Origin of the sequence: Microcoleus vaginatus HSN003, from assembly GCF_022701255.1 — a bacterium.
Taxonomy (GTDB): Bacteria; Cyanobacteriota; Cyanobacteriia; order Cyanobacteriales; family Microcoleaceae; genus Microcoleus; species Microcoleus vaginatus_B.
On the sequence record NZ_CP031705.1, the window covers coordinates 3,611,355 to 3,634,910 of the forward strand.

Here is a 23,556-nt window from a genome sequence, read left to right on the forward strand (position 1 = left end):
TAGAACAAGGAAAATAAATAATGGTAACGCTACTTGAAAATCCACTGCGCGTCGGTTTGCGAAAAGAACGAGTGCCGGAACCACAAATTCTGGTAATCTTCGGAGCTTCTGGGGATCTCACCCAGCGCAAACTGGTACCTGCAATTTATCAGATGAAGCGCGATCGACGCTTGCCACCGGAAACTACCGTAGTGGGAGTAGCCCGCCGTCCTTGGAGTCACGATTACTTCCGAGAGCAAATGCGCGAAGGCATTGAAGAATTTGGCGGCGGCATTGGCAATGAAGAATTTTGGCAAGATTTCGCTCAAGGTTTGTACTACTGTCCGGGCGACATTGACAACCCCGAAAGCTATGAAAAACTCAAAGCTTTCTTAGCCGAACTCGACGAAGAAAGGAGAACTCGCGGCAATCACATATTTTATCTCTCGGTTTCCCCGAACTTTTTCCCAGAAGCAATTAGGCAACTGGGCGCGGCTCAAATGCTGGTTGATCCAGTAAAACACCGCTTGGTAATTGAAAAACCCTTCGGCCGCGACTTGAGTTCGGCAAAAGCTCTTAACCGAGTCGTGCAGAAGGTTTGCCAAGAACAGCAAGTTTACCGAATTGACCACTATTTGGGTAAAGAAACTGTTCAGAATTTAATGGTGTTCCGGTTTGCTAACGCGATTTTTGAACCGCTGTGGAATCGGCAATTTGTCGATCACGTACAAATTACAGTTGCAGAAACAGTAGGCGTAGAAGACCGGGCGGGTTACTACGAATCCTCTGGGGCGTTGCGGGATATGCTGCAAAACCACTTGATGCAGATTTTCTGTCTGACGGCGATGGAACCGCCGAACTCGCTCGACGCTGACAGCATCCGCACCGAAAAGATGAAAGTTCTGCAAGCAACTCGCTTGGCAGATTTGCATAACTTGGACTTCTCAGCGATTCGGGGTCAATATTCCGCAGGTTGGATGAAGGGCAAACCCGTGCCAGGATATCACGAAGAACCGGGGGTTGCTCCCAACTCGACAACGCCGACTTTTGTGGCGATGAAGTTTATGATTGACAACTGGCGCTGGCAGGGAGTGCCTTTTTACCTGCGAACCGGCAAACGGTTGCCGAAAAAAGTTAGCGAAATTGCGATTCAGTTCCGCGAAGTTCCGCTGCTAATCTTTCAGTCCGCGGCCCAACAAACTACTCCTAACGTTTTGACCATGCGCGTGCATCCCAATGAGGGGATTTCGCTGAGGTTTGAGGCGAAAATGCCGGGGCCGGATTTGCGGACGCGGACGGTGGATATGGATTTCAGTTACGGTTCTTCCTTTGGGGTGACATCTTCGGATGCTTACGATCGCCTGTTAATTGATTGTATGCTGGGCGACCAAACTTTGTTTACCCGTTCTGATGAAGTGGAAGAAGCTTGGCGGGTGGTAACGCCGGCGCTGATGGAGTGGGAATCGTCCAGCGACCAAGATTTTGTTCCTAAATACGAAGCGGGTACTTGGGAACCTGCGGAAGCAGAACTGCTAATTAACAGAGACGGTCGCAAGTGGCGCAGACTTTAAGAGTGATTAGTCAGCAGTCATTAGTTATTGGTCAGCATTAGTATTAGTGATTATCTAATAACTACTAACTAATAACTACTAACTAATAACTAATGACTAATAACTAATGACTAATAACCAATGACTAATGACTGATAACAAAGGAGAGAAGATTTATGACGATGACACCGATGAAAGCTCCGCCTCTGGTTTCGCTGCAAAATCCTAAAGATGTGTCGATCGACCAGATAGAGGCCGAATTGAGTCAAATTTGGGAAAGTTACAGAGAATCTGGTTCAAAGGGCGATTCTCCGATCGCTAGTAGGGCAACAACTTTTACTTTTGTAGTCTACGAACCCGAAGAAACTCAGCGGTTATTAGCGGATCTGGGGTTTTACGACGGGCCGGTGGACGGTATTACCGGGCCGATGACGGCATCTAGCATCAGGGCGGCTCAAAAAGCTTACGGGCTGCCGAGAACTGGCAAACCTAACGCTGAATTGCTGGCGACTTTGCGGGAAGAAGTGGCTCGCAAAAATTCCAATGGCGAGGAGATGGGATCGAGTGGTTTGGGTTCCGGGGGTTCGGGGGTGGCTGACGCGATCGTGGCTGCCAATCCCTGCCGGATTATTGCTCTGTGTCCGACGGCGGGGGAAGATACGGGCGTGCAGGCTCAAGTGGCTGCTTATTGTCCGGTTCACAAGCGCACCACCGGCAATCTGATCTGCTGCGAGTACATTACACTCCGGGGTACGGAAGCTGCGCTGGAACGGGTGAGCGGCATCGTGACGGCGTTGACTATCGCTGATTTGCCGACGCTGCTGTGGTGGAAAGCGAATCCTGATGCCGATCGAGGTTTGTTCCAGCGGCTGGCGACAATTAGCAGTTCTGTGATTGTTGACTCTAGCAGCTTTGCCGAGTCTGAATCTGAATTGCTGTTGATGCACAGTCTGATCGAGGAGGGAATTCCGATCGCGGATCTGAATTGGCGCCGGCTGGCTGCGTGGCAGGAGTTGGCTGCTGAGGCTTTTGACGCCCCGGAACGTCGCGCTGCGATTCGGGAAATCGATCGGGTGACGATCGACTACGAACAAGACAATTCTACTCAAGCGCTGATGTATTTGGGTTGGCTGGCGAGTCGGCTTCAGTGGCGTCCGGTTGCTTTCAAACAGGAAGAGGGCGATTACCACATCAAGCGAATTAAATTCGCGGGGCCCGACGAACGGGTTGTCGAAGCCGAGTTGGCTGCTATTCCTACTGCTGATTCGGGCGATGTCGCGGGCGATTTGATTGCTGTGCGTTTGAATTCTACAAACGAAAAGGCTGACTGCGGTACAGTTCTGTGTTCCGAAGCGGGCGGCTGTATGCGGATGGAAACGAAGGGCGGCGCTCAAACCGATCGGTTTAACCAGGTGAGTCCTCTGTTCGATCAGGTGACGGAACAGTTGCTGGGCCAGCACTTGCAGAGTTGGGGCCGAGATGTGCTTTACGAAGAAAGTTTGGCAGTGACGGCTCAAATGCTGAAGTTAGCTAAGCGGTAAAAAGAGGGAAGAAGGAAGAAGGAAGAAGGAAGAAGGAAGAAGGATTGAGTTAATATTCAGTGGGGCAGGCAATGTCTGCCCTACTTTTTTAGGAGTTATGAATTTTAAGTTAGGAGTTTTGAATTAATCATGTTATTTAACTCAAAACTCTACATTACTTTCCAAAAGCCACTAAATTACCTCTCTTCTTCTCATTCTTCCTTCGCGCCCTTCGCGTCTTCGCGGTTCGTTAAATATGTATTTTTTGTAACTAATCTAGAACTATGGCTTTAGTAATTGCTGGCGAACGCAGCGGTGCGGGAAAGACTACTGTAACGATCGCCCTTTTAGCTTATTTAATCCGTCGCGGCTTGAATGTTCAATCTTTTAAGGTAGGCCCGGATTACATCGATCCGATGTTTCATGCTTTTGTCACTGGTCGCCCCTGTCGGAATTTAGACGCGATATTAACATCTGAATCTTATGTGAAAAAGTGTTTTTCTCGTCATATTCAAGATGTCGATTATGCCTTAGTTGAAGGGGTAATGGGTTTATTTGATGGAGTGAGTCGAAGGAATCAGGAATCACGAAGCCACGACACGGATTTTGAGACGGATACACGGATTAATTATCGAAAAGAAGAAGGCAATTATGATTTTTCCTTTGCTTCTACGGCTCATGTTGCTTATTTGCTGAATTTGCCGGTATTGTTTGTGATAGATTGCAGCAGGCTCTCAGGTTCTGTGGCTGCGATCGCGCACGGTTTTCGTTCTTTTAACCCTGACCTTAAATTCGCTGGTTTGGTGCTGAATCGGGTGGCGAGCGATCGACATTTGGAACTCCTTCAAGATGCTCTCAAACCGCTCCATTTACCGATTTTAGGCGTTTTGCGTAGGGATGAGGCTGTTACTATTCCCGATCGACATTTGGGGCTGATTCCTGCTGAGGAGTTGCCGAATCTTCATGCTGCGATCGATAAACTGGCTGATTTGGCTGCTGTTAGTTTTGACTGGGAGCAACTTTTGCCTTTGTTGGCTGCAACTCGAAATGAGGGGGGTGAGGGGTCAGAGCAACTTTCGGGTAGACACAATCTCCCTCCGGTTATTGTAACTAAAAAAAATGATGTTGTCAACTCTTTGGGAAAACAATTTGGAGTGAGGATTGCAGTTGCGCGCGATCGGGCTTTTAATTTTTACTATCAGGACAATCTTGATTTGTTGGAAGAGTTGGGTGCGGAGTTGGTATTTTGGAGTCCCCTTGATGACTCGGCTTTTCCTGACAATGTGCAAGGGTTATATTTTGGTGGTGGTTTTCCCGAAGTTTTTGCTCAAAAATTGAGCGGTAATGTTTTAATTCGGGATGCAGTAAAAAGTGCGATTTTTTCGGGAATGCCGACTTATGCGGAATGCGGCGGTTTGATGTATTTGTGCGATTCTATTGTAGACTTCGATGGCAATTCTTGGCCAGGGGTGGGAGTGTTGCCGGCTGTTGCTGCGATGGGAAAGCGTTTGACGCTGGGATACCGAGAAGCTGTGGCGGTGAGGGATAGTTCGGTGTTAACTGCTCTTGATGAGGTTTGGGGACATGAGTTTCATCGATCGCATTTAACTGTGGAACCGAGTAATCCAGTTTATCACAGTTGGAGGTATGGGAAGCGGGGGGAAGTTGAGGCGGTTGCTGAAGGTTGGGGAGTTTGTCAGGTACACGCTTCTTATTTGCATTTGCATTGGGGTGCTCGGCCTGATATTCCGGCTCGTTTTTTGCAGCAGTGTGCTGATTTTGATTGTAAGGGTGTTTTGGGCGATCGAGAAAGCGAACTAGATTGTTTTATTTAATTAACCGCACAGGACACAGAGGGTACAGAGAAGAGAAGAGAAGAGAGCAGTGCGCTAAATTTGATTGTAAGGGTAATTTGGGCGATCGAGAAAGGGAACTAGATTTTTTTATTTAATTAACCGCAGAGCACACAGAGAAGAGACGAGAGAGGTGGTGAGGAGTTACTGTATTAGAATGTTTTTGATGGAAAGCAGGGAGGGGATATTGGGATTTATGAGCGAATCAATTTCGACTAAGCAGTTATCCGCACAATTGGTGACACCGGAGAATTTTCGGAGTTACGGTCAAGTTATCTTTGCGGCTGTTGATGGCAAGTCTTTCGATGCTGAGGATGCTCAGTTAAATTTGCAAAATGGTATTCCTAGATTTTACATTATGCGGCTACACCATAAAGGTCGCAAGTTTGGCAAAATTACACGCCACGTTCAATGTACTCAGTCTTTGGGTTCTTTGGAGGGGAAGGATTGGTTGATGGCGGTTGCGCCTCCTGGGGATAGCTATAAACCGAGTTTAGAGGATATGGCTGCTTTTCGGATTCCGGGCAATTGTTTTATTAAGTTAGAGGTGGGGACTTGGCACGCTGGGCCGTATTTTGATGCGGATTTTGTTGATTTTTACAATCTGGAGTTGAGCAATACTAATGTGGTTGACCATTTTAGCTTTGATTTGGTGAAAAATCACAATCTGGAGTTTGAGATTGTCTGATGTTGGCGATTTGTAGTTGCGCTTTTTTCAGGGTGATTCTCGTTATAGGTTGGTTTTTTGAGTAAGATTTTTTAACCGCAGAGGGCGCAGAGGACGCAGAGGAGGAGAAGGAGGGGATTCGCAATTGAGTGGGGAATTCTTTTGGTCTCACTAGGCTGAGTAGCAACTAGGAAGGATCACGTTTACAAGTGTTAAATTTAGGTGCAATTGTCATGCCTGAGCAAAAGTATAGCATTGTTCTGCGCCAATGTCGTTTGTTAGGTGCGGGCGACGATCGCCCAACGGTAGATATTGCTATCGATGATGACCAAATAGTTGCCGTTTCGCCGCACATCTCAGAATTTGGCGAACGCGAAATCGACATTCAAGGCAATTTAGTTAGTCCTCCTTTTGTGGAGTCGCACATTCATCTCGATTCGGCTTTGACTGCGGGGGAACCGCGATGGAATCAAAGCGGCACTTTGTTCGAGGGAATTCAAATCTGGGGGGAACGAAAGCAAAGTTTAACTCTGGATGATGTCAAAAAACGGGCTGTTGAAACTTTAAGGCTGCAAGCGTCTCAAGGGATTTTGTTTGTCAGGAGTCACGCTGATGTTAGCGAACCGACGCTGACTGCTTTGCAAGGACTTTTGGAAGTTCGAGAACAAGTCAAAGATTGGATGACTCTGCAAGTTGTGGCTTTTCCCCAAGACGGGATTTACGGAAGTCCAGAAAATGACAAACTTTTAGAGAAATCTCTGGATATGGGTGCGGATGCTGTGGGCGGGATTCCGCATTATGAGTTGACGCGGGAAGATGGGGTGAAGTCGGTTGAGCGAATTTTTGAACTTGCGGAAAAATACAATAGATTAATAGATGTTCACTGCGATGAAATCGATGATGAACAGTCGAGATTTTTGGAAGTTGTAGCAGCTTGTGCGATTAGAAGCGGCGCTGGTTCGCGGGTGACGGCTAGCCACACGACGGCCTTCGGTTCTTATAACAATGCTTATGCTTTTAAGCTGATGGGAAGTTTGGCAAAATCTGGAATTAATTTTATTGCCAATCCTTTAATTAATATTACCCTGCAAGGCCGCGCTGATACTTATCCCAAACGCCGTGGGGTGACGCGGGTTAAGGAATTGTGGCAGCAGGGATTGAATGTGAGTTTTGGCCACGACTGCGTGCAAGATCCTTGGTATAGTTTAGGTACGGGAAATATGTTGGATGTCGCTCATATGGCGGTTCATGTTTGTCAGATGACCGGAATGGCTGAGATTGCAGCTTGTTTTAATATGGTCACTGTCAACGGTGCTAAAACTCTCTATCTGGGAGATGAGAATTATGGGATAGATGCGGGGAAACCTGCAAATTTGATTGTGTTGGATGCTGAGGATTGTTATGATGCAATTAGGAGGCGCGCTGCGGTTCGGTATGTGATTTCGCGGGGTAAATTGCTGGCGGAAACTGAACCGGCAAAAACAAGTTTTTTCTGACTCTCAAACCGCAGCAAATTTTAAACATAAGGTCGTACAGACCAACAAACTCATTCCATATGTAAACTTCAAATAGATCTCGGTTTGAAATCGGTATTGACTAATACAAGTAATTATGATAATTTATCAAAAGTTGTGAAAAAAAAACAAATATGAATGCTAAGTTTAAAAATTTAGACGGCGAAACAGATATTTTACTGATTCAAAAAGATACTTTTACAGTTAATAGATTTAAAGAATTAATGAGTAATAAACTTGCTGAAAGGCTGAACAAAAGACACGATGGATCGAGGAAGGGTAATCCAATATTTTTTGATTTATTTTTTAATTTTTCTATGGGAGGAGTAAACGTTAGTGTTTTTGAGAGTAAATGGATTTTTCCTTCTCAAGGAATAGATTGTCAGCTTCTAAAGATTGGTTCTCAAGGCTGGCAAAAAGGCAAACTCAGAATAGAAGCATCTCTAAGTGAGGCAACAAGCACTGGCTACTGCACAATCGAGGTAATTAAATTAGAATTTTGTCCTGATGAACCTGCCGAACCGGAATCTATTTTAGATGACATCCGCCAATCTGAGGACTACAAAAACCTCACTAATAACACCTGATAGCCCGACAAAGATACAAAGGCAGGGCTATAAAATCACATAAATTATTGCGAAAAAGTAACAATAAATTTGCAAGAACAACAAATTGGGAAAATCATGAAAATTCGCTGTATTGCTTATACAGGTAATGCTCTCCCTGAAAGTTACCTCAAGCCTGAGTTCTATTTTACTAAAGAAGTGGAATTTCCCCTAACGCTTGGCAAAGAATATGTTGTCTACGCTCTCTACCAATCGCAGGGTAATGTTTGGTACTATATCTGTGACGATAACTACACCTATTATCCCATGCAGAATCCTGCACCGCTGTTTGACGTGGTTGATAGTAGAGTTTCTAAGTATTGGCGGTTTGAACTAGCACCGAATGGGCGGTTAGAGATGGCGTTTGAGCAGTGGTTTACTGACCCTTATTTTTATGATAAGCTGACGGATCAGGAAGAGGCGGAGGTTGAGATTTTTGAGAAGGTTAAGGAATTGATGGATGCTGAGGATTTTACTTTGCCTCCGCTGGATGTTGCAGTTGAGAAGTTGCGGGAAACTGCCAGTGTTTGAGTGGGAAAAGTGCGAGCGCAAATTGTTTCTTTATCAGCTTGACTCAGAGATATTGAAATGGTATTAAAGAGGAATAACCCGAATTTTGAAAAAAAAATGAACGATAAAATTGAATCCAATAAAAACTATGAGGCAGTAGGCGATGATGATGTTTTGTTATTCGGTCAAACAACTTTTTTGGTACGAAAGTTTAAAGAGCTATCGGGTAGCAAGTTGAGTGAGATCCTGGGGATTCCCGCAAATGGACAATACATAAGGGATTGGATGAGAGAGCTAAAGATTAACCCAGAAACAATAATTAGTGTAGGCGAGATAAACTGGAAATCGCATGAAGAAGGAATCGATTGTCAAATTATCAAAATTGGTTCCAAGGGTTGGCAAAAAGGAAAGGTTCAAATCGAAGTTAATAAAAACATAAAGTCTGGGGAAACGCAGACATCTATAAAATTTTGCCCAGATGAACCACCAGAGCAAAAATCGCCTCTAGATGATATTAGACAATCCGAGGAATACAAAAAACTGAGCAATAACAACTGACAGCCCGATCGCGATTACAATACAATAATCGATCGCACTTATATCTGAACCTGAGATTTTAAACCGCAGATGAGGGCAGATGTACGCGGACGAACGCTGATGTTTTTTTGGGAGGGACTCATGGTAAATGTAGAAGAATATGTCGATCGCACCGCCGAACTGATAAACTTACCCTTAGACCCGGAACATCGTCCAGGCGTTGTGGTAAACTTCGAGAGGATAGCTGCGATCGCCCGACTCGTTACTGAGTTTCCTTTACCCCCCGAAGTAGAAGTCGCGCCGGTGTTTGAACCTTAGATTTTTAGCCGCAGATGAGGGCCGATGAACGCAGATGAACGCAAATGTTTTTTAGATAAGGCTGATGCGGTTGCTACGGCAGCGGCGGTTAAATGTGGTAAGGTTACGGCTACAGTGGCGGTAAATGCTGCTTTGGAACGGATTGCTGTTAAGGATAAAGCTTTTAATTGCTTTACTGCAATCACTGCATCAAGCGCACTCGCAGCAGCCGAAAAAATAGATAATTCCATCGCAAATAACGAAAACCCAGGCCCTTTAGCAGGCGTTCCCTTCGCTGTCAAAAACCTGTTCGACATCGGCGGAATTACCACCCTAGCAGGGTCAAAAATCAACGCTGACAATCCTCCGGCTACCCAGGACGCGGCGGTGGTCGCCCGACTAAAACAAGCCGGGGCTGTCCTCGTAGGTACTCTCAACATGGATGAGTACGCCTACGGTTTCGTCACGGAAAACAGCCACTACGGCCCAACTCGCAATCCCCGCGATACTACCCGCATCGCCGGCGGTTCCAGCGGCGGTTCCGCAGCAGCAGTCGCCGCCGGTTTTGTACCCATCACTCTCGGTTCTGATACTAACGGTTCCATCCGCGTACCGGCTGCTTTGTGCGGTGTCTTTGGGTTTAAGCCTACTTACGGCCGTTTGTCGAGGGCTGGCGCTTATTTATTTTCGAGTAGTTTGGATTGTGTGGGGCCGTTTGGGCGATCAATCAGAGATATGGCGCTGCTGTACGATATCCTGCAAGGCCCTGATTCTCGTGACCCAGTTTGCACTCAACGCCCGCCTGAACTTTGTTCGCCGCAGTTAAATCAAGGCATCGAAGGATTGCGAATTGCTGTTGCTGACGGGTATTTCGCCACAGGGGCCGCACCGGAAGCAATGGAGGCTGTAGAAATAGTTGCTAAAGCCTTGACAAATGTCTTGGATTGTGGTAGACGCACAGAAACAACAACAAACCCCCCAAAAATAGGGGGGCTTGCAACTGTCACTATACCGGAATCCCATCGCGCCAGGGCTGCGGCGTTTATCATTACCGCTTGCGAGGGGGGAAACTTGCATTTGGACAATTTGCGATCGCGCCCTCAAGACTTCGATCCTGCCACGCGCGATCGCTTTTTAGCGGGAACCCTGATCCCTGCGACTTGGTACTTGCAAGCGCAGAGATTCAGACAGTGGTACCGCGATCGAATTCGCGAAATATTCCAACACACAGACATCATCCTCGCACCCGCAACCCCGATAGCTGCCCCTGAAATTGGCGTCGAGAAAATGGTAATAGCCGGACAAGAAATCTTAGTGCGTCCCAATCTCGGACTGTTCACCCAACCCCTATCATTTATTGGCTTGCCCGTTCTTTGCGTGCCCGTACAGCGGCCCGGCGCTTTGCCTTTGGGGGTACAAATTATTGGTGCTCCCTACAGCGAAGCGATGATTCTCCGAGTCGCTGCGGTACTAGAATCGCAAGGCATTATATCTGCCGAATCAATTTAGTGCTAATTCTAGGGTTTGTTGTTGCGGTGAAAGCGTCTCTTAGTCCTTCTGGCAATAGCTTTGCGCTTCTGCTTTTCCAACGGGGTTTCAAAGTGGCGGTGCTTTCTCATGTCGGGGAAAATACCCGCTTTAGAAACTTGTCGCTTAAACCGTCGCAGGGCTGACTCAATCCCTTCATTTTCGCCTATTACAACTTGGGTCATTATTTCTCCTTTTGTTCGTTAGATCAAGTTTTATCATATCAAGGTTTTTGGCCGCGCGACCTGTTGAAGGTCGGGCGATCAGCCAAAACCCCAAAATTATAGCAAATCCGCTGCCATCACCGCTCTTGATTCTTTAGTTTGCACAGCCAGACTTTGTATGTCAAGGCGCGAATTAGATTCGCGCGGTTGAATCAGTTTGGGCTATCAACTGATTTTCCTGCCGCAGGTAAGCTTGAATAAACGGGTCTAATTCGCCGTTCATTACATCTGCGATGGCGGTTGTTTCCACCCCAGTACGCAAATCCTTGACCATTTGGTATGGGTGAAAAACATAATTGCGAATTTGCTGGCCCCAAGCCGCCTCCACCATGTCGCCGCGAATCTCGGCAATTTCCGAAGCCCGCTGTTCCTTAGCAATCACCAACAGCCTAGCCTTGAGTAATGCCAAAGCTTTTTCCTTGTTTTGCAACTGACTGCGTTCTTCTGTACAGCGGACGGCCAAACCGGTAGGAAGGTGAACGATGCGGACTGCGGTTTCTACCTTGTTAACATTTTGCCCGCCCTTGCCGCCCGCGCGGGAAGTAGTGACTTCCAAATCTTTTTCTGGAATGTCCAACTGTACGGATCGATCGAGAATTGGCATCACTTCAACGCCTGCAAAACTGGTTTGACGCTTGTCGTTAGCGTTAAAAGGCGAAATTCTGACCAAACGGTGAGTGCCTTTTTCTGATCGCATATAACCGTAAGCGTAGCGGCCGACAATTTCCAAAGAAGCAGATTTAACACCTGCTTCCTCTCCCTCGGAAATTTCCATTAAATGTACTTTGTAACCTTGACTTTCCCCCCAGCGGGTGTACATCCGCAGCAGCATTTCCGCCCAATCTTGAGCATCTGTACCGCCGGCCCCGGCGTTAATTGTCAAAACAGCGCCGCCTTCATCGTAGGGCCCAGATAGTAATTGTTGCAGTTCCCACTGGTCGAGTTCGCGGGTTAACTGAGAAAGACTCGATGTTGCTTCTTGAAATAGCGACTCGTCGGCTTCTAACTCCAGCAGTTCTAAAATAGCTTTAGCATCTTCTAAGCTAGTTTGCCAATTGCTGTATTGGTCTAAGTGAGATTTGAGGTCATTGAGTTCTTGGAGAGTTTCTTGAGCTCGATCTTGGTCGTCCCAAAATGCTGGTTGGGCGCAAATTTGCTCTAAGTCTTGAATTTTGGCTGTGAGTGCGGGGATGTCAAAGATAGTCCTGGGTTGTACCCAGTCGATCGGACAATGTTTCGATATTGTGTTTGATGTCTAGAACTTCCACTGTGAGTTCTCCTAGTTGTGGGGTGTATTTTTGAGTGTAGCTGAAATTGGGATATTTCAACAAAATGTTATTGCTTCTTCCTGATTAAATATCCTGCGAACCAGTTAAACTTTAAATTTAACCGCATTAAAAATTAAAAAAAAGTTGCTATAATCTAAAATCAGGTTAACGATCTCGATGGAAGTTAACTGCCATGATTTCCCCAGAACTAAAATTCAGCTTGCCGTCCACCGAAGACCTGCCCTGTTCGGACGATACGCCTGTGGATAACGAAGACCAGAATCTGCTGCCGAACCTATTGTTGTTTGTCCTGACCAGCATTTGGTCCGATCGCATGGATTGGTACTTTGGGGTGGATATGGCGGTGTATCACACGACGGGAATCAGTCCCAAAGTGCCTGTCGTCCCCGACGGGTTTCTCAGTTTGGGGGTGGAGCGCCGAAAAGGAGGCAAATCTCGCCGCAGCTATGCTGTCTGGGAAGAAAACGAGGTTGTGCCGATCGTAGCATTGGAAATGGTGTCTCACAAACCCGGTGGGGAGTACGACGAGAAGATGTCGATTTATGCCGGGTTAGGGGTTTTGTACTACATTATTTACAACCCCGAATTTTGGCGGCGCGATCGCCATCAACCGTTTGAAGTGTACAAGCTGATTGACGGGCAGTACCGGCAGCAGATTGGCGAACCCTATTGGATGCCAGAAGTGGGATTGGGCATGGGGCGATCTGGGCAAGTTATTGGGGGCATCGAGCAAGAAATTCTGGTTTGGTATGATGAGTCTGGAAATATCTATCCCCTGCCGGATGCAGCGGCGGGGCAGATGCGCGAAGAGTTGAGGGTAGAACGACAGCGAGCCGAACGCCTAGCTGAGTATTTGCGCTCGCAAGGGATCGATCCCGATAACCTGCCTGAATCGTGACATGAAATTTGATCGGCTTGAGCGCATTCTTCCTTGTGACTAATGACTAATAACTAATGACTAATGACTAATGACTTCTTAGATATACTGCGAACCTGTTGAATTGAAAGTTTTACCGCATTCGTGAGCGCATACATCCAACCTTTTAGAACAGGAAAAACTTTTTGTGAGGTCTTCGCGAAACCAATCTCTGGCGATCGCATCTTTCACCGATTGAGTTCTGAGAGAATTAAAGCCATTTCCGTACTTTTCAATTAAAGCCAGCATTTGCGGTCTGTAAGTGTGGTTATAAATAGCGTATTTAGTATGGCTTACCCAACAGCAAGGCCAGAGTTCCGCTTCAAAACTGATGAAAATCTCTTGGGTGGCTTGAGTTTGACAGCTAATTTCTACATTTCGGTAGTAATTATTTAGGCTACCAAATGTTTTTACGGCTTGGATAAATTGGTCTCCCTGTGGATTTTTATATTGTTCCAATGATGGGGGTTGGAGTTCTTGGCTGGCTGGCTTTGATGGGATAGGCTGAGTTTGAGCGGGTGCTTGAGAGGTTTCGATAGCTATAGCTTGATACCAAGCATAATTGGCTTTTTCTGGTTGCCCCAACTGTGTCAAGACTTTAGCTAAATTGCGATAAGCTCCGGCAAAGTTTGGTTTAAGCTCGATCGCCTTTTGGTAATAAGCACTAGCGGGCTGCCACTGTTGCTGTTGAGCATAAAGACTGCCGACATTAGCATAAACTTCGGGAAAATTAGGCTGAATTTTAAGTGCCTTGGCGTAACAATCTGCTGCTGCTTGCATCTTCCCTAAACCTTGAACAGCATTGCCTAAAGTTTTCCAGGCTGCTGCAAAATTAGGTTGAATTTTTAGGGCTTGTTGGCTGGCTGCGATCGCCTCTGAGAGTTGTCCTTGTTTCAAACAGTGCTCAGCTTGTTGGTGCAACCCAACAGCCGTCTGTGTTTGATTTTGAGCGGCTGACGCATTAGTTGTTTCTGGTTGGTTGGGGCGATCGCTCTTAGCATCTACCTGAGAGTTTTCTGCTTTCTGAGGCTCTTGATTTGCGGACTCTTTGTCATAAATTTCTTTCGCCACAAAACGAGAGGTAGCTTTCGGTACAAACTCGACAAATCCTAATTGTTGGGCTAAATTCCGCGCTGCTTCTACTTGGTGCTGGTTGTGTTCAAATATCAAGTAGTGCCATACAGCTTTTCCACCAGCTTGGATAAAGGCATTAACCGACTGCATTATCCTGTCCCAGTTGGTATTTTGGCGGTAGATGCTGTTAGTATCAGCCAAGCCGTCGATACTAAAAATTACGCGATCGTGTTCTCCTGTCATCGCCTTTGCCAGGGCTTGCCACCAGTCGGGATTGCGTCCGCTACCATTGGTGTACAGGCTGATATGAGGAACTCCCATGCGGTGCAAATATTCGATCGCGGGAATTGTGGTATTGCTAGTCATAGCATCCCCGTAGTTGCCGCACATATACACCAAATCCAACTGAGAGCAAAACTCTTGTGGGAAAATTTTCTCAATATCCTCCATCTTTAATTCTGCCCCCGGCAAAATCGGGTTGCCGGTGCGGGGACACTGCGGACAAGCTGCATTGCACCGGGAGGTAATTTCTACGCTGACTCTCCGGATATCTTCATATTTTAAGTACATGAGTTTTCCCTGATTAATTTGTGATTAATATTGAAATCGCGATCGACACAATTAGATAACAAGAGGTTTGATTGAGTGATTAAAAAGTAAAATTATACCTTATGCCTGCCGACTTTGAACATGATATAAGTTTTTTGTATGTGGGAGAGAGGAGGCGATGACGACTATCTTGATTCCAAATCTTAATTTAAAAAAAACCGCGGCCCGATGTCGATCGAGCCGCGGTTTTTTTTTAAGCTAAAGTTTCAATTACTCGCGGCCGTTGAGAGCAATCAACAGGCGCAGAATGAAAATGAACAAGTTGATGTAGGTCAAGTACATCGACAGAGCGGCGGGCAAATACTGGTCGTCGCGGTAGCTGCGGGGTAATATGTAAAAATCGACGATCGCAGCGCCGGCAAATATAAACACGCCGATGCCAGAAATGCCAATTTCCAACCAGGTTGGGGTGTAGACGCCAAATAGTGAGAGCAGAAACTGACCGCCAACAACGACGAACAAAGCAATCACACCTAAACTGATAGTTTTGGTGAGGGCCATGCCGTCTTGTTCAGAAAGGTTGGAGCCAATTTGGCGGGCGGCGATAAAAGTAATGCCGCATCCGAGGGCGGCAAAAGCGATGCCGGAGATGCCGACGCCTTGGGTTCTGAGGGCTGTAAATACCAATCCGCTGAGGGTGTAGCCGGAAAGCAGGCTGTAGGTTGCCAGCAGGGGTAAAGCGGTGTTTTTGTTGCCTTGTTCGGCGGCACCGCGGGCGATGAAGAATAGAATTAATTCTACGACGATCGCCGCGATGAAAGTGGGAAAGAAGATCCCGGGATAGTTACGAATCACTCCGAGGCCGCCGTAGGTGCCGACAGCAGTTAAGACAAGTCCGCCGCCCACGAAGGGGAGAGCGTTGGAGATGACGTTGGGGCCTACGAGCGCGTGGTTTTTGGCCTCGCGCACGGCTTCGCGGAAATTGCTAGTGTTACTCACGAGGATTTACCTAATTTTGGCTGAGAATTGATATCTATCATTTTGACAGCTTTATACTGTGTTTGCAAAACCTGAAAGAGTTTAAAGATTTGATAAAGAACGGGGGTGAAATCACTCCAAAGCAGGGATCGATTGTTTATAATCGACTGCGTATAGGTCTGTGTCGTGTCGCCCTCTCGCACCGTTGCGCGTCGTGGCAAAGCTATAATTAAGGTTAAATGGCCCGTGCTATCTGTGACCAGGGACGAGCTTAAAGTCGATCAAATCCCAGATAGCTGAAGTCAATCAATTTTGGATGGGGGATTTACGATTGGGGAGTAAGGAGTATATGCTAGAGGCAGGGGCGACAGGGGATTTTAGGTTTTTGATTGGCAACTTAGTTGAAACTGGGGATCAGAAAGTTCAATAATCTAAAATATTAAAATATAAAATATAAAACCTAAAATCGGTTTCGTTAATTGCTAAGGTAGCTCAGACCGTAGCTCAGACAGAGGATGCCCAGAAAATTAATGAATAGATCGAGTTCTATCGACAAAATGCTAAATAGGTAATTTCCCATGCCCACTTTTTTTGATCGCAAATTATTGCCACCTACAGCCGGAATATTATTGGCTGCCGCCGTTATTTCTGGCGGTCAAGCTGCCGTTGCAGCTAATGTCGGAGTCGTTGCTACCGCTGCTTCAGGGCAGGGTTCAGCAAATTTGCGGCTGTCTGATATCCGTCCACCCCGCCAAGGTACAAATTCTCCAAGCCCGCTCCCGGAGAGGGTAAACCGGGTGCCTCGGCCCGTAAGAATTCCTGAGCCTTCGGCTGTGGTAGGCTTGGGTTTAGTTGCGGGTTCGCTGGCGGTGACTCGCCGGAGAGTGAGAGTTAAAAATTAGACTTTTGGCAAAAAAAAGTCTAATTTTTGGATTTTTAATCGCACATAAACGCGGATATTAGGATTTTAGCCGATCGCGTCGCGCAGAGCATTTTTAGTCATAGCTGCGATCGACTGTTCGGTAGCTTTCGGTAAGTGATAGTATTTCCCTCCCGAAGTCTTGGCTAATTCCTTCGCAAAGCCAGTCGAAATAAACTTGCTCTCGGTATCAATCACCAGCAACTGCATTCCCAACCCACGAATTTTGGCAGCAATTTCTAACAATTCCTTTTTAATATCAGGCTTTTCTCCATCTACAATCGGTTCCCCCAAAGAACGAGCCAAAGGAATATTACCGCGTCCGTCGGTAATGGCGACAATCGCAACTTGACCGATATCTCCAGACTGCCGCGCGTTGACTCCCACTCGCACTGCTTGAGTCAAACCGTGGGCCAGGGGAGAACCGCCGCCGCAGGGCAACCTTTCCAAGCGCTTGCGGGCCAAGGCTATTGAGCGAGTCGGCGGTAGCAGCACTTCTGCTTGTTCTCCGCGAAAGGGGATGAGAGCAACTTGGTCGCGGCTTTGATAAGCTTCTGTGAGTAGCTGCATGACTGCACCTTTTGCCGACTGCATCCGGTTGAGGGCCATCGAACCGGAGGCATCGACGACAAAGACGACTAAAGCTCCAGCTTTTCTGGCCAAGCGCTTCGCCCGAATGTCTCCCTGTTCCACAAATACACGGCGCTGAACCCCCTCTTGCCCGCCCTTGCTGGGGGGTTGGGGGGGGTTAGAATTCCTGTCGCGGCGGGCTTTTTGGTAGGGTGCGGCGGCTCGGAGGGTGGCATCAACGGCGATGCGGCGGACGGGGCCTTTGGGTAATACTGGCTTGACGTAACGGCCTCTATCTTCGGAGAAAATGGTGCTGCGGCTTCCCGATTTGCCTTGGCGGTTGGCGGCTTGGGCGAAGAAAAGCACGCTGGGGTCGAGAATTACGCCTTCGGGGTCGAAGAGAAATTCTTCGGGAATGGTATCTTTTTCTGGTTCTTCTTCAGGTTCCGGCTTATCTTCATCCTCTTGGTCTTCTTCGTCTTGTTGCTCGTTTTCTGGTTCGTCTTGTTCTTGTTCTGACTGCTTTTGGGGAGGCGGTGGCGGGGGAGGAGGAGGAGAGTTTTCGTCTGGGGGAGTTTGGATGATGGTGGCGCGGGGTACGATGACTAATTCTACGGCGCGGCGCAGGTCTTCGGCGTTAACTTCTGTGCGTCCCTCCATGGCGGCGCAGGCTTTGGCAACGCGGACTGCGAATATTTCGGCGCGGTGTCCTTGAACGCCACCCCGGATGGCTTCTTCTACTAGGTAAGCAATTTGTTCGCGTTTAATGCTGACATCTTTGAGCCATTCTCTGGCTAGAATGATTTGGGTTTTGAGGTTGTCGGTGTCTTCGCTGTATTGATTGAGAAATTCTTGGGGGGAGCGGGAGTAGGATAAAGCTTGTTCTACTGCATAGACTCTTTCTTCTAGTTCGAGTGCTGCATCGGCTGAAAGTACGATCGCAATGCGATCGAGCAAATGTTCTCTCAGCGGCCCTTCTTCGGGGTTGTAGGTGGCGATAAATAGAGGCTTGCAGGGGTGTTGAAAGCTGATGCCTTCGCGCTCTATTTGGTTGCGTCCTTCGGTTAATACTGTTAGCAATTGGTTAGAAATGTTGTCATCGAGGAGGTTAATTTCGTCTACATAAAGTACCCCTCGATTTGCTTGGGCTAAGAGTCCGGGTTGAAATACGGTTTGACCGAATTTCACTGATTGTTCGACATCGACTGAACCTAAGAGTCTGTCTTCCGTGACACCCAAAGGAATTTGAATGAATGGTGTGGGAATTATTTCAGTAGTTAAGGAATTAGTATCGGTGGTGTGGGCATCTTGCCCGCCATTTTCTGGTAACAAGCCTGATGCCTGTTCTGCAATAATTTCATTAGGTTCGGCGTTGCAAAAAGAGTCTTTAACAATTTCAATGGGTGGCAGTAGGGAGTGTAAGGCGCGGGCCATTACTGATTTTGCTGTCCCGCGGCGGCCTGCGATCGCAACTCCTCCCAATCCGGGATCGACTGCTGCTAACAGCAGGGCTAGTTTGATTGCTTCTTGCCCGACTACGGCGGTGAGGGGAAAGGCTGTGGTGGAAGGGCTAAGGTTGGCTGCGGGCATAGGATTTTCGGATGTAAAAATTTGAACTTAATCTTTAACTTACTTCTTGGAGTATTTTAACTTCTTGCGGCAAAATCACGGTAAAAGTTGAGCCGACTCCGATTTCTGATACTAGCTCGATTTTGCCTTGCAGCAGCGTGACGAGCCGCGATACTATTGCTAATCCCAGGCCAGTGCTTTCGGCAGGAAAGAGCTGTTTGCCGGCTTCTCCTGCTTGAAAGAAGGGGTCAAAGATACGGTTTGTATATTCGGGGGCGATGCCAATGCCGGTATCTCTAATTGCGATCGCCCACTTTCCTTCTCCGGCACACCTGCAACTTAATTCAATGCTACCGGCTTCTGTATAGCGAATGGCATTGCTCAGCAAGTTGATCAGAATTTGTTGCAGCCGCCCAGAGTCGGAGATTACTTGTCTTGGGGCGCAGTCGCTGGTAACAGCGAGCTTTAGTCCTTTAGCATCAGCAATTGGCTGCATCATTTCTACTACTGTGTTAATTACAGATTGTACATTAGTTGGCCGCAGGTTAAGTTTAATTTTTCCGGCATCGGCGCGAGAAAGTTCTAGTGTGTCATTAATCATGCGGAGCAACTGTCTGCCGTTACGCAATACTCGCTCGATGTGTTCGATGCCGGGGAGGGTATCTTTGACTTCAGATTGCCATCTTTCTTTTCGCAGGAATAGTTCGGAATAACCAATAATTGAGTTGAGAGGAGTTTTGAGTTCGTGAGCCAAATGGTAGACGTTTTCTTGATTGACGCTGACAAGGCGAGAGAGTTCTTGATTGGTGAGTTGTAACTGAGTTTGGATTTGTTGAAGTTCCAGCAGCCTCTGAGCGACGTAGCTATTGAAACACTGGGCAATTGCTTCGTCTACTACGGCATCTATCAGCCGAAAAGCTCTGAATACGTCGGCGGTGGTTCCTGCTAGCAAATCTGCTTCTAACTGCGAGAATATTACTTGACGCAATAAGTGGTATTCTCGGGCTACTTCTGCAGGATCGTAGCCTTGTTCGGCTCTGAGAAATCCATGATCTAAACTGGCTTCAATTATTAGTTTTATTTCGCTGTTTTGATATTGGGAAAGCACTGTGGTCATCGCCGCCAGCAGGTGAGGTATGTGATTTTCGATTGCTGAGTGCGGTAAGGCATCAGCGCTTTCAATTTTCCGATCCTGACGAACTGCTTCAATCCAGGTCTTGACGATTGTATCGGTTTTGTCGGCGAGCACTTGGCTGTAGTCCATGATGTCTGCGTGGGGGTTAAGTTTGGCAGAGATTGCCCATGCTTCATTGTAGTTGAGCGATCGCTCGATCGCCATATCAAACTTCGGGCAAGGGCGACCCTGCCAAAAGAAGTAGTTTTGAGGTGATTTTTCCCTGCGCTGGAGATCTCTTTAGGAGTCGCTCCCAGCTTGTTGCTGCCAAAATCAGCACTTAAATTGATTGACAGAATAGCCAGAAAGTAGTATATTCACTCGAACCGAGACTTTTTAATTTTTAAGTTTTATTTTTTTCAGGGGACTAAATGGAAACAGTGCAAGCTGCGATCGCTGCAACAACATTTATATGTGTAATTTTCTTAATAATTACAGAATGGATACACCTCACAGTTGCGGCATTTCTGGGAGCGGTGATTCTGGTTTTTACCCACGTGATGACGTTAAACAACGCGATCGAATATATCAGCCGCAGTCACGCAACCCTGGGATTATTCTTCGGAGTCATGGTAATGGTGAGAGCCTTTGAGCCTACCAAAGTATTTGAATACTTGGCAACTCAAATTGTGCTTTTGGCTAAAGGCAAAGGCAAAAATCTCTTGCTGGGTATTGTCGCGATTACTACGCCAATTTGTGCAGTTTTGCCCAATGCCACGACAGTCATGCTGCTAGCACCATTAATTCCGCCAATGGCAGAAGAAGTCGGTGTAGATTTTGTGCCGTTACTTATTTTAATGGTATTTGTGGCTAATAGTTCGGGGCTGCTGACAATCGTAGGCGATCCGGCGACATTCATTGTCGGCGATGCTATTAACATGAGCTTTGCAGATTACCTGGTAAAGTTAAGTTTGGGCGGGGTAATTGCCGTAGCAGTTATATTAGTTATGTTGCCTTTGCTGTTCCGCGAAATTTGGCACAAAAACTTAGACGATTTGGAACATTTGCCGCACCCAACAATTAATCACCCGCGAGTCTTAGCAGTGGGCGGTGTAATTATAGCTTTCGTGCTGACATTTTTTGTAATAGGAGAGTCTCTGCCCGTGCCTATTTCACCGGCAGCGGTTGCTTTGTTGGGGGCTGCTTTGGCAATGCTCTTAGCTCACCATTCCCAAATTGCTTCTGTTAATAATATTTTGCGGGATTTAGATTGGAGCACGCTGCTATTTTTTATGTCTATCTTTGTGCTGATTGGCGGTTTGGAAAAAACCGGAGTAATCGGCAATATATCTGGAATATTAGCAATGATTTTAGGTAAAAATATTTTTCTTGGTTCTTTAGTTTTGTTATTTTTTGTGGGTTTGATGTCGAGCGTTGTGCCAAATATTCCGCTGGTAGTGGCGATGGTGCCGCTGCTAAAACAGTATGTTGTCAATATCGGGCTCGCACCACCAGAGGTGCTGGCTCCGGATTTTGCAGGGCAGTTTCCACCTGCTGTGCTGCCACTGTTTTATGCGATGATGTACGGAGCAACTTTAGGCGGAAATGGCACTTTGGTAGGAGCTTCTTCTAATATAGTGGCGGCGGGAATTTCTGAACTGCACGGGCGCCGGATTTCTTTTCAAACTTTTATGCGTTACGGGCTGCCTGTGATGGCGGTTCAATTGGTGGCTGCGGCTGTTTATTTAACTATTCGGTTTCTGATTTAAAGAAGTCATTAGTCATTAGTTGGCAGTTGGCAGTCAACAGTCAACAGTCAACAGTCAACAGTCAACAGTTAACAGTAATCTAAAATCCATCCAACTCAAAAGGGAAAATTACAGTAAAGGAGGAGCCAACTCCTAGTTGAGAAACTAATTCTATTTTACCTTGCAAAAGGTTGACTAATCGAGTGACAATGGCTAGGCCTAAGCCGGTACTGTCAGGAATGCGAGAACTCAGGGAGTTGTCGGCTCGAAAATAGGGTTGAAAAATCCGCTCGCAGTCTTCGGGATCAATGCCCATTCCTGTATCGGAGACTGTTACTTTCCAATATTTTTTTGGTAAAATTTCGCTTTTTATGGTAACAGTACCTGCTGGGGTGTAGCGAATGGCGTTGCTGGTTAAGTTGGTGATAATTTGCTGCAAGCGCAAGCAATCTGTCACAACTTGATCGTCCGACATATCGCAATCAACAGCTATCTCTAAATTTTTTGCTTTCGCTAACGGCTCGATTATTTCGACAACATTGTTGAGTACCTCTCGCAGGCTGATTGCAGTTAGCTGTAACTTTATTTGTCCAGCTTCGTACCGCGAAATTTCCAGAGTATCGTTGATCAATCTCAGCAACAGTCGGCCGCTGTTGAGGACTCTATCAATATGTCCTATATTGGGAACAGAACCTTTAATTTCGGAATAGTTTTGTTGCTGGCGCAAAAACAAATCTGAGTAGCCGATAATAGAGGTGAGGGGAGTTTTTAATTCGTGAGCTAAGTGAGATAAGTTCTCTTGATTGGCGCGAACTAAGCGAGTCAGTTCTTGATTTGTAAGTTGCAATTGGTTTTGCAAATCCTTTAGTTCTTGGAATCTTTCCTGGGTAAAGGTTTGGAAACATTTAGCAATTACTTCATCGAGCGCCGTGTCAATTAAGCGGTAAGCTCTGCTGACTTCGGTGGCAGAGGCTTTTAACAATTCTGGCTCTAAAGCCTCGAAAATTACCCAGCGCAGCAAGCGGTATTCCCGCGCAATTTCCTCGGCGTCGTAGCCTTGTTTTGCCCTGAGAGTTCCGTGTTCTAAACTTTTTTCTACGAGTGTGCGAATGTCACTCTCTTGAGATTGGGAAAGCATGGTGACGATCGCTTGCAGTACAATGGGAACGCTGTCGCGCACGCCATTGTAGGTGAGTTCCTTAGCGGTTTCGAGTTGGTCGTCGCAGCGTACAGCTTCGATCCAGTTTTGTATAATTGTGTCGATTCGATCTTGCAGCGCGACGCTAAAGTCTCTCATAGCTCAAGTAGAGAAATAAGTGGACGATCGCATTTTATCTCTCTCAGCTAGTTTAATAGTTAACTTTTTGAATTTTCTCTCAACTTTTGAGCTTTGCCGATCGCCAATGGCTACTTCTCAAGACATATTGACAAACTTAAATGCTGGTGCTACCTTATGTTAAATTGGCTTAAAAAGTCAAGCCTAATCCAGGACTGCGCCATCAAACCAAGCGTGTGGCTGGAGCGGAGGAACCAATTTTCGGGGCGAATCTCTACAGAATTAAAAAGCAAAGTTAAAAATTGCCAAATTTGAGTGTAGTTTTTGATTTTGAAATCTCAGGAGAAGGACATCTCTCAGTCCTAGCCCGTCAGCTAACTTCGCAGGCATTGAGAAGAGACTGAAAAGCCAAATTTCTGAACAAGATAGTTTGGCTTCGTCAGTGTCTCAGGTTGGTATTGTTCAAGATTTTTGTACCTGCCCTGACTCTGAAGGAGATTGAAATTTTCAGACAGCTTAATTTATCTGCGATCGCACTTGCAGGAGTTGCAAGTGCGATCGCGTCAAACCCGTTGTCATCCGAGATGCTGTTTTGTTGCCGACGGCTGGTTTTGACTGCACGGGCGTCGGATTTCTTTTCAAACTTTTCTGCGTTACGGGCGGGCTGTGATGGCGCTGCAATTAATAAGTGCGGCTGTTTATGTAACTATTCGGTTTCTGATTTGAAGAAGTCATTAGTCATTAGTTGGCAGTCAACAGTCAACAGTCAAC

Annotated in this window: 21 protein-coding genes and 1 riboswitch; of the genes, 13 read left to right on the forward strand and 8 right to left on the reverse strand. The window is 46.7% G+C overall.

What is annotated here, in order from left to right; all coding sequences use genetic code 11:
- Nucleotides 1–20 precede the first annotated feature (20 nt).
- From zwf to D0A37_RS15715, 10 genes are all read left to right on the forward strand, one after another.
- On the forward strand, nt 21–1,550 hold the full coding sequence (zwf, locus tag D0A37_RS15670) for a glucose-6-phosphate dehydrogenase (RefSeq protein ID WP_242715695.1): 1,530 nt from the start codon (nt 21–23) through the stop codon (nt 1,548–1,550).
- A gap of 155 nt (nt 1,551–1,705) precedes the next feature.
- Nucleotides 1,706–3,070 (forward strand): glucose-6-phosphate dehydrogenase assembly protein OpcA, encoded by a 1,365-nt coding sequence (gene opcA / locus D0A37_RS15675; protein WP_242715697.1) that lies wholly within the window; start codon nt 1,706–1,708, stop codon nt 3,068–3,070.
- Nucleotides 3,071–3,333: 263 nt separating this feature from the next.
- Nucleotides 3,334–4,884: a cobyrinic acid a,c-diamide synthase CobB gene (locus tag D0A37_RS15680; RefSeq protein WP_242715699.1), complete on the forward strand. Its 1,551-nt coding sequence runs from the start codon at nt 3,334–3,336 to the stop codon at nt 4,882–4,884.
- Nucleotides 4,885–5,098: 214 nt separating this feature from the next.
- On the forward strand, nt 5,099–5,590 hold the full coding sequence (locus D0A37_RS15685; protein ID WP_242715701.1) for an ureidoglycolate lyase: 492 nt from the start codon (nt 5,099–5,101) through the stop codon (nt 5,588–5,590).
- A gap of 212 nt (nt 5,591–5,802) precedes the next feature.
- Nucleotides 5,803–7,065 (forward strand): cytosine deaminase, encoded by a 1,263-nt coding sequence (codA, locus tag D0A37_RS15690; protein WP_242715703.1) that lies wholly within the window; start codon nt 5,803–5,805, stop codon nt 7,063–7,065.
- A gap of 152 nt (nt 7,066–7,217) precedes the next feature.
- Nucleotides 7,218–7,670, forward strand: coding sequence for a KGK domain-containing protein (locus tag D0A37_RS15695; RefSeq protein WP_242715704.1), 453 nt, complete (start codon nt 7,218–7,220; stop codon nt 7,668–7,670).
- 69 nt (nt 7,671–7,739) lie between these two features.
- Nucleotides 7,740–8,219 carry a hypothetical protein gene (locus D0A37_RS15700; protein WP_242715706.1) on the forward strand — a complete coding sequence of 160 codons (480 nt, stop codon included), beginning with the start codon at nt 7,740–7,742 and terminating at the stop codon, nt 8,217–8,219.
- A 96-nt stretch (nt 8,220–8,315) separates the two neighbouring features.
- Nucleotides 8,316–8,756, forward strand: a complete 441-nt coding sequence (locus D0A37_RS15705; protein ID WP_242715708.1) for a KGK domain-containing protein — start codon at nt 8,316–8,318, stop codon at nt 8,754–8,756.
- Nucleotides 8,757–8,876: 120 nt separating this feature from the next.
- Complete coding sequence (locus D0A37_RS15710) at nt 8,877–9,053, forward strand: DUF4089 domain-containing protein (RefSeq protein ID WP_015176516.1); 177 nt, start codon at nt 8,877–8,879, stop codon at nt 9,051–9,053.
- A gap of 24 nt (nt 9,054–9,077) precedes the next feature.
- A complete protein-coding gene (locus D0A37_RS15715; protein ID WP_242715710.1) occupies nt 9,078–10,541 on the forward strand; it encodes an AtzE family amidohydrolase in 1,464 nt (487 codons plus the stop codon).
- Between the two features lie 8 nt (nt 10,542–10,549).
- On the opposite strand, the gene rpsU is transcribed toward D0A37_RS15715, so the two are convergent.
- Together rpsU and prfB are read right to left on the reverse strand one after the other, a co-directional pair.
- Nucleotides 10,550–10,744 carry a 30S ribosomal protein S21 gene (gene rpsU, locus D0A37_RS15720; protein WP_006632476.1) on the reverse strand — a complete coding sequence of 65 codons (195 nt, stop codon included), beginning with the start codon at nt 10,742–10,744 and terminating at the stop codon, nt 10,550–10,552.
- Nucleotides 10,745–10,916: 172 nt separating this feature from the next.
- Nucleotides 10,917–12,051 (reverse strand): peptide chain release factor 2 gene (gene prfB / locus D0A37_RS15725; protein WP_242725559.1). Its coding sequence is split into 2 segments (ribosomal slippage): nt 10,917–11,978 and nt 11,980–12,051, totalling 1,134 coding nucleotides; the frame shifts between segments, so codons are not numbered across the junction.
- Between the two features lie 193 nt (nt 12,052–12,244).
- Here prfB and D0A37_RS15730 point away from each other — a divergent pair.
- Nucleotides 12,245–12,970, forward strand: coding sequence for a Uma2 family endonuclease (locus tag D0A37_RS15730; protein ID WP_242715712.1), 726 nt, complete (start codon nt 12,245–12,247; stop codon nt 12,968–12,970).
- Nucleotides 12,971–13,048: 78 nt separating this feature from the next.
- Here the strand turns inward: D0A37_RS15730 and D0A37_RS15735 are convergent, their stop codons facing one another.
- On the reverse strand, nt 13,049–14,632 hold the full coding sequence (locus D0A37_RS15735) for a radical SAM family protein (protein WP_242715714.1): 1,584 nt from the start codon (nt 14,630–14,632) through the stop codon (nt 13,049–13,051).
- 249 nt (nt 14,633–14,881) lie between these two features.
- Nucleotides 14,882–15,610 carry a Bax inhibitor-1/YccA family protein gene (locus D0A37_RS15740; protein ID WP_242715716.1) on the reverse strand — a complete coding sequence of 243 codons (729 nt, stop codon included), beginning with the start codon at nt 15,608–15,610 and terminating at the stop codon, nt 14,882–14,884.
- Between the two features lie 557 nt (nt 15,611–16,167).
- On the opposite strand from D0A37_RS15740, the gene D0A37_RS15745 reads away from it, so the two are divergent.
- Nucleotides 16,168–16,491 (forward strand): PEP-CTERM sorting domain-containing protein, encoded by a 324-nt coding sequence (locus D0A37_RS15745; protein ID WP_242715718.1) that lies wholly within the window; start codon nt 16,168–16,170, stop codon nt 16,489–16,491.
- 65 nt (nt 16,492–16,556) lie between these two features.
- On the opposite strand, the gene bchD is transcribed toward D0A37_RS15745, so the two are convergent.
- Both bchD and D0A37_RS15755 read right to left on the reverse strand, forming a co-directional pair.
- Nucleotides 16,557–18,668 (reverse strand): magnesium chelatase ATPase subunit D, encoded by a 2,112-nt coding sequence (gene bchD / locus D0A37_RS15750; RefSeq protein ID WP_242715720.1) that lies wholly within the window; start codon nt 18,666–18,668, stop codon nt 16,557–16,559.
- 34 nt (nt 18,669–18,702) lie between these two features.
- Entirely contained in the window at nt 18,703–19,986 is a 1,284-nt protein-coding gene (locus tag D0A37_RS15755) for a sensor histidine kinase (protein WP_445242406.1), read from the reverse strand.
- Nucleotides 19,987–20,192: 206 nt separating this feature from the next.
- Here D0A37_RS15755 and D0A37_RS15760 point away from each other — a divergent pair, with 206 nt between their 5' ends.
- A complete protein-coding gene (locus D0A37_RS15760) occupies nt 20,193–21,530 on the forward strand; it encodes an ArsB/NhaD family transporter (RefSeq protein WP_242715722.1) in 1,338 nt (445 codons plus the stop codon).
- Between the two features lie 79 nt (nt 21,531–21,609).
- Here D0A37_RS15760 and D0A37_RS15765 read toward each other — a convergent pair whose 3' ends face one another.
- Nucleotides 21,610–22,806, reverse strand: coding sequence for a sensor histidine kinase (locus D0A37_RS15765; RefSeq protein ID WP_242715724.1), 1,197 nt, complete (start codon nt 22,804–22,806; stop codon nt 21,610–21,612).
- Nucleotides 22,807–22,976: 170 nt separating this feature from the next.
- A riboswitch (cyclic di-AMP (ydaO/yuaA leader) is annotated at nt 22,977–23,189 on the forward strand.
- A gap of 112 nt (nt 23,190–23,301) precedes the next feature.
- On the reverse strand, nt 23,302–23,427 hold the full coding sequence (locus D0A37_RS29060) for a hypothetical protein (RefSeq protein WP_278187074.1): 126 nt from the start codon (nt 23,425–23,427) through the stop codon (nt 23,302–23,304).
- Nucleotides 23,428–23,556: the final 129 nt, after the last annotated feature.